Source organism: Aureimonas sp. AU22, assembly GCF_001463745.1.
GTDB lineage: Bacteria > Pseudomonadota > Alphaproteobacteria > Rhizobiales > Rhizobiaceae > Aureimonas.
This window is the reverse complement of record NZ_BBWJ01000008.1, coordinates 56,783-63,329: the sequence shown is the minus strand read 5'-3', so window position 1 is coordinate 63,329 and position 6,547 is coordinate 56,783. Positions and strand designations below refer to the sequence as shown.

Here is a 6,547-nt window from a genome sequence, read left to right as displayed (position 1 = left end):
GCGCTCGATCTCGCGCTCGGCGGTCCCCGCCGTTACGGCGAGATCGCGGTCGAGGCCGCCATGCTCCATGCGGCGGGTCGGCGCGATGCGGGGCCGCACGACATCCGCTCAGCGCTGCGCCTGTTCCGACGGGCCTGCGACCTTCTTCTCGCCCTGACCCTGGCGCTCGCCGTCATGGCGTGGTGAGGAGCGCGAGGCCGAGAAGCCAGGCGATCTCGACCAACTGCTGGCACGCCCCCAGCGTATCGCCGGTCTGACCGCCGAGCCGGCGCTTGAGGACGCGGCGGAGGGCGATGAAGGCGATTGCCGCCGTGAGCGGCGGCAGCAGAAGCACGCTCCAGCCGCCGACGGGAATGCCGAAGAGAAGCGCCGAGCCGAACCCGACCGCCGTGGCCCACCAGCCGGCGGCCGGCGAGGGGCGGCCCATCCGGTCGGCAAGCCCGCCCGGATCGGCGCTGGGAAGGGCGGACCAGAGCAGCGCCATCGCGCCCCGGCTGACGGCCGCGGCCGCCGGCAGCGCCAGCGCACCGGCGAGCGTCGAGGCGCCGGCGATGTCGGCGACGAGGGCGATGCGCAAGGCGAGTGCGCCGAAAAGGGCCAGCGCACCGTAGGTGCCGATGCGACTGTCTTTCATGATCGCGAGCGCGCGGATCCGGTCGGCGTGGCCGAACAGTCCGTCCGCGGTGTCGCCGAGCCCGTCCTCGTGCAGCGCCCCGGTGAGTGCGACGAGAAGGAGCACGGCGAAGGCCGATGCCGCGAGCGGCGAGAGACCCGCCTGGAGAAGGCCGGCCAGAAGGAGGGCAGGAGGTGCGGCGACGAGGAGGCCCACCACCGGAAACGCCGGCGCGTCCCGGCCGAGCGGCACCGGCGGCCCGGCGAAGGCGCGCGTCACGGTCGGCAGGCGCGTCAGGAAGGCGCCGGCACGCAAGGTGGAATGGACCAGTCGAATCATGGCGCCGAGCCTACACGAACGCGCGTTCGCCGGGCACGGTGCGTATCGCGGCGGCGGGTTTGCGAAGCCGGGGCTTTGCGCCTATCACGCGGGGCCCCGCCCGATCCCTTCCGGAGTTGCCCGTCCATGTCCGCCACCGGCCTTCCCTTCGACGACATCCGCGCCCTGATCCGCCAGATGCCGCAGGCCGATGGGGCGGCACGGCATGCGGCGCGGCACCGGCAGGAGGAACTGACCAAGCCCTCGGGCAGCCTCGGGCGGCTGGAGGAGATCGCCGAATGGATGGCGGCCTGGCAAGGGCGTGCGCCGACCGTGGATCGGCCGGTGGTCGCGGTCTTCGCCGGCAATCATGGGGTCGCGGCGAAGGGTGTCTCGGCCTTCCCGCCCTCCGTCACGCAGGGCATGGTGGAGAACTTCGCGGCGGGCGGGGCGGCAATCAACCAGATCTGCGCGACCTTCGACCTCGGCCTCAAGATCTTCGATCTCGCGCTGGACTATCCGACCGCCGACATCTCGGAAGACGCGGCGCTCTCCGAGCGCGACTGTGCCGCGACGATGGCCTTCGGCATGGAGTGCCTCGCCGGCGAGCCCGACCTTCTGATCCTCGGCGAGATGGGCATCGGCAACACGGCGGTCGCCGCCGCCCTCTTCGCCGCGCTGTTCGGGGGAACGGCGGCCGATTGGGTGGGCCCCGGCACGGGACAGGACGCCGCCGGCATGGCGCGCAAGGCGGCGGTGGTGGACCAGGCCCTCGAACTGCACCGCGCGCATTTCAACGATCCGCTGGAGGTGCTGCGCCGGCTCGGCGGACGGGAGATCGCGGCAATGAGCGGGGCGATCCTGGCCGCGCGCATGCAGCGCGTGCCGGTGATCGTCGACGGCTTCGTCGCCACGGCGGCGGCCGCCGTCCTCCATGCGATGAACCCCGGGACGCTCGACCACTGCCTGTTCGGCCATGTCTCGGCCGAGCCCGGGCACGAGAAGGCGCTGCGGCTCATGAACAAGGTGCCGGTCCTGGCCCTCGGCATGCGGCTCGGCGAGGGCACGGGCGCGGCGCTGGCGGCGGCCGTGGTCAAGGCCGCCGTCGCCTGCCACAACGGCATGGCGACCTTCGCGCAGGCGGGCCTCGCCAACCGGGATTGAGATTAGCCGGCCGGCGGGTCGCGGGGCGCCTCGGCGGTTTCCGTGGCCGGCTTGTAGGCGATGAGGAACGTCCAGGCGGCGTAAGCGCCGATCGCGCCCGTCATCACCGCCCATGTCGGATCGCCGACGACCAGCTCCACCACGGTCCAGGCGGCGCACACCGCCACCAGCGCGACGCGTCGCCAGAGCGGGCGAAAGAAGGGATGGCTGGCATCCTTCAAGGGACGGTCCTCCGGCCGGGTGATCCGGCGTCCGCCTTATAGCGGGCGCGGCGTGCCGAGGCACGCCCGCCGGCACACGTTCTTGCGAGGCCCTCCAGTCAGGCCCGGGCGCGAGCCACGGCTTCCTCGGGCGTGCGCCGTTCCGCCGGCGCGCGTTCGGCGGACGCCGGTGCGTTCACGGCCCGCCACCAGTCGAGGAACAGGGCGAGCGCGAAGTGGACGCCGAGCCCCAGGACGATCAACCCGGTATCGAATGCCAGCGACGGCTCCCGGTTGAGGCGCAGGAGCTGTGCGAACAGCGACAGGACGGTGCCCACCGCGAAGACCGGGAGGGAATGGCGACCGAGAAGCGCGAACGGGTTGTCGCGCCCGACGCGCTGGAGCGGCGAATGGGCCGGCGCATGGGCGAAGACGTAGACCAGCGCGAGGACATGCAGGAGACGCGGCAAGGAAACGTAGGTCTTATCGAACTCGCGCAGGAACTGGGGAAGCGGCAAGGCCTGCTCCCAGCCCCACATCGAACCCGACACGAACACGAAGGACACGCCGAGATAGGCGAGCGCGGCGATGTAGAGCGGGCGCGAATAGGCGACCAGCGCATGGCCTCCAGCCTTGGCAAGGCCGGTGGCGAGGCCGATCGCGAAGAGCAGCTGCCAGGCGAACGGGTTGAACTGCCAGCCGCCGGGATTGGGATGGTTCGGCAGGTTGAAGCGCCAGAGGCCGCAGACGAGCCAGAGCGCGACCGAGGCCGCGAGGAGCCCCGGAAGGCCGAACCGCCGGACCACGGCCAGCATGGCCGGCAGCAGCATGAGCAGCACCGCATACATCGGCAGGATGTTGAGATAGGCGAACTGGTGTCCGAGCGTCGCGATGCCGGCGAGCGTATCCACTGGGCGCGAGAGGAAGTAGCCGAAGCCGAGCTGCATGAGGTAGCGCCCGTCGCCCGTCGCCAGCGAGGCGAAGGCATAGAGGCTGACCACGATCATCGTCAGGGCGATATGGTTGAGGTAGAGGACGCCCGCGCGGCGGAAGGCCCGGATCGTGGCGATGAGGCCGGAGCGCTCCAGGAAGTTGCGGCCGTAGGCGAGGGCGCAGGACAGGCCGGCCAGAAACACGAAGAGCTCCGCCGAATCGGAGAAGCCGAAATTGCGCGAGGTGAAGTGCTCCCAGAGAACCCCGGGCACGTGGTTCACGAAGATCATCAGAAGCGCGATGCCGCGGTAGAAGTCGATGCGATGATCGCGCGGCGTCGGAAGGCGCCGTGTTGGTGCTGTCATGGATACTTCGACCGAACTCTTACGCGCGCGGCCGCATCGCCCCTGCGAGCGCCTCGACCGTCATGTCCCTTTGGATGATATTGCCCTCGGATCAGGCGAGGGCAAGGCAAAGCCGTGCATCGCATGCGCGGCGGCACGCGAAACCGGGCGTCCACCCTCGGCGCCAGGGGGGCTTTCCGGCGGAAAAAACCTTAGCCGGACTAGAGTCAGCGCATGTCCTCGTCCGTGCGCGACATGTGCTCGCGCAGGATCGGGCGAACCGGCATCGACAGGGGCGCGCGCGGCGGCGGAAGAAGAAGCTTGCGCAGGAAGGCCAGCGCCTTGCGCTTGCCGAGCCGCGCCGCCTCGATGACGACCTGCGGTTCGGGACCGGTGCGGCCCTCGAAGACGAGCCGCTCGGCGATCGCGTTCAGGAGGTCCTCTTCGGTGAGGTCCGGCCGGTCCACCAGCATGCCGGCCGGGCGCGCGTCGAAGAAGCGCTCGTGGTCCTGGGGCGCTGCCGCGGCGGGGCGCCCCGTCGAGGTGGCGGGGGGCACCCTCACGGACGGCCCGTCCATTGATAGAGCCAGGTCTCGGAGATGATGCGCTGGTTGAACGACAGCTTGGCGCGCAGTTCCACGGGCGATGCGTCGAGCTTCTCGAGCTCGATCGACAGGCGCCAGCCCCCACCCGGCAGCCGACTGATGCCGCTGTGCACGAGGCGGGCCGTGTCGGGCACCTCGAGGATCGGCACCACCACGGCGTCGCCCGGGAGGTTCTCGGCGGTGCCGCCGACGAAGTTGATCTCGAACCGGCGCAGGTTGGTCTCGCCGGTGTCGGCCCCGTTGCCGCCGAGCCCGGCATAGGTCGCGCCGACGGTGGCCTGATGGCTTTCCATCTCGTCGACGAAGCCCCAGTGCATCCGGTAGCGAAACTCGAACTGCGAGCCGGCGGCCGGCTTCTCCTCCGGCACCCAGAAGGCGACGATGTTGTCGTTGACTTCCGAATTGGTCGGAATCTCGACCAGCTGGATGATGCCGCGTCCCCAGTCCCCCATCGGCTCGATGACCAGCGAGGGCCGGAGCTCGTAATGGGCCTCGACGTCCTCGTAGTGGGAGAAGTCGCGGTCGCGCTGGAGGAGGCCGAAGAGCTTGGGCGAGGTCTCGCCGAAATAGGAGAGAGCCAGCTCTTCCGGGTTCTTCAGCGGGCGCCACAGACGCTCGCCGCTCGGCCGCAGGATGAACAGCCCGTCGCTGTCGTGGACCTCCGGACGGAAGTCCTCGCGCTCGTTGTGGTCGTTCTCGCCGAAATGGTACATCGAGGTCAGCGGCGCGACGCCCAGACGCTCCACCTCGCCGCGGAAGAACAGGCGGGCCGTCACGTCGATCTGCGTCTTGACGCCGGGACGCACGGCGAAGGCATAGGCGCCGGCCAGGCTCGGCCCTTCCAGCTCGGCGAAGATCTGGATCAGCTCCTGACCCGGCTGCGGCTTCACGATGTAGAAGGCCGTGAAACGCGGGAACTCCTCGGCCACCGCCGTCGCCGTGTTGATCGCAAGGCCACGCGCCGACAGGCCGTAGCGGTTGTTCATGCCGAGCGCGCGGAAGTAGCTGGCGCCCAGGAACGAGACCAGCTCGTCGTAGAGGTCGGGTCGATCCAGAGGGTAGTTCAGACGGAAGCCCGCGACGCCGGGAAGCTGGATGTTCTGGAAGGTCGAGGGATCGAGCGGGGCGAGGAACTCGAAATTCGCGCCCGAGAAGATCTGCGGCTGGAAATGGGTGCCGTCGCCGACGAAGAGGCGCGTCGTGTCCTTGTAGAGGAAGCCGGGGAAATAGGCCTGGAGATGGAAGTTCAGCGGCTCGTTCGCCCAGATCGTCTGGTCGCGCCGATAGAGGATGCGCCGGTAGCTGTCGTAGTCGAGGTCGGCGATCGGCTGGGGCAGGTCGCGCGGCGGCTCGGCCCAGGGCGCGGCCGCCCGGGCCCGCATCGCGTTGGACAGGGCGTCGAAGGAAAAGGCGTTGAGGTCCACCACGGTGGGCGGCGGGGCCGGCGGAGCGGCCGGAGCCGCGGCGGGGGCGGGCTGGCCTGGCGCTGCGGGCTGCTGCTGCGCCTCGGCGCGGTGCGCCCAGAGAAGGGCGATCGCCCCGCCCAGTCCGTATTGAAGAGCCGTACGGCGTGTGGTGAGGGAGGAACGCGTCACGGAAATGGGAGGCTTCTTTCGAGCTGCGGCAAGGCCCTTAGCATACGCAATAAGCCGCCGCCTGCCTAGCGCGCCGTCCGCGACCGGCGCCCCGCTCGCGGCGTCAGCGCAATCGGCGCAGCTTGGCGGACAGAAGCTCGTCGGCCTCGCGCAGGGCTTCCTGCAGATCCTCGCGCCGCTCGGGCGCCACGGCCGAGGCCAGATCGGCCTCCAGCTTCTCCCACAATGCGTTGACGCGGCCGCGCAGCGCTTCGCCTGCCGGGGTCAGCATCACCATGGTGCGGCGGGCGTCGTGGCTGTGGGCCGTGCGCTCGACGAGGTTCTTCTCCATCAGCCGATCCAGCATCTTGGACACGGTCGAGGGACGAACCGAGAGCTGGTCGGCCAGGGCCGACACGCTGATCGGAACGCCCGGTTCGACGCGGGCCAGGAGCTGATCCTGGCCCGGATGAAGGTCGATCTCCATCAGGAGAAGCGACAGGAACGCTCGCGTCGACTTCGAAATCGACAGGAGGTGCTGCACCATGCTCCCCTCGCCAGCTTGCGCTGAGGCGGACGAGTTGGGGACGGCGCCGGACGACGAAGGGGTTTGGCTCATGACGTCAGTGTGGGTTCGGCGCCCCGTTCCCCGCATTAAACTACTTGTAAGTCTGGCAAATAAAATATTGCGAAAAAAATTTGCCGCCGCTCACGTCCACACGCGTTCGAGCGAAGTTTCGCGGCATTGCCCACGTCTGGTTCACCCTGCCTAGAAGGCGCAAGCTATCGGAAACGC

General features: G+C 69.6%; 7 protein-coding genes and 1 pseudogene. 2 read left to right on the top strand and 6 right to left on the bottom strand.

The window, feature by feature from the left end; translation table 11 throughout:
* Positions 1-186 (top strand): annotated as a pseudogene (locus AUL34_RS22495) (adenosylcobinamide-phosphate synthase); the annotation flags it as partial.
* Here the strand turns inward: AUL34_RS22495 and AUL34_RS03370 are convergent.
* Positions 173-952, bottom strand: a complete 780-nt coding sequence (locus AUL34_RS03370) for an adenosylcobinamide-GDP ribazoletransferase (RefSeq protein WP_061931185.1) — start codon at positions 950-952, stop codon at positions 173-175. The pseudogene AUL34_RS22495 and the gene AUL34_RS03370 overlap by 14 nt on opposite strands.
* A 126-nt stretch (positions 953-1,078) precedes the next feature.
* On the opposite strand from AUL34_RS03370, the gene cobT reads away from it, so the two are divergent.
* The gene (gene cobT / locus AUL34_RS03365; RefSeq protein WP_061931182.1) at positions 1,079-2,095 is read left to right on the top strand and encodes a nicotinate-nucleotide--dimethylbenzimidazole phosphoribosyltransferase; all 1,017 of its coding nucleotides are present in this window, start codon (positions 1,079-1,081) and stop codon (positions 2,093-2,095) included.
* Positions 2,096-2,097: 2 nt separating this feature from the next.
* On the opposite strand, the gene AUL34_RS03360 is transcribed toward cobT, so the two are convergent.
* From AUL34_RS03360 to AUL34_RS03340, 5 genes are all read right to left on the bottom strand, one after another.
* Positions 2,098-2,316, bottom strand: a complete 219-nt coding sequence (locus AUL34_RS03360; RefSeq protein WP_061931179.1) for a hypothetical protein — start codon at positions 2,314-2,316, stop codon at positions 2,098-2,100.
* Positions 2,317-2,414: 98 nt separating this feature from the next.
* Positions 2,415-3,593: an OpgC family protein gene (locus AUL34_RS03355; RefSeq protein ID WP_061931177.1), complete on the bottom strand. Its 1,179-nt coding sequence runs from the start codon at positions 3,591-3,593 to the stop codon at positions 2,415-2,417.
* A gap of 206 nt (positions 3,594-3,799) precedes the next feature.
* Positions 3,800-4,135 carry a hypothetical protein gene (locus AUL34_RS03350; protein ID WP_156420761.1) on the bottom strand — a complete coding sequence of 112 codons (336 nt, stop codon included), beginning with the start codon at positions 4,133-4,135 and terminating at the stop codon, positions 3,800-3,802.
* Positions 4,132-5,772 (bottom strand): glucan biosynthesis protein, encoded by a 1,641-nt coding sequence (locus tag AUL34_RS03345; protein WP_244492428.1) that lies wholly within the window; start codon positions 5,770-5,772, stop codon positions 4,132-4,134. The genes AUL34_RS03350 and AUL34_RS03345 overlap by 4 nt, the downstream gene beginning before the upstream one ends.
* Before the next feature lie 103 nt (positions 5,773-5,875).
* Positions 5,876-6,370, bottom strand: a complete 495-nt coding sequence (locus AUL34_RS03340; protein WP_244492427.1) for a MarR family winged helix-turn-helix transcriptional regulator — start codon at positions 6,368-6,370, stop codon at positions 5,876-5,878.
* Positions 6,371-6,547: the final 177 nt, after the last annotated feature.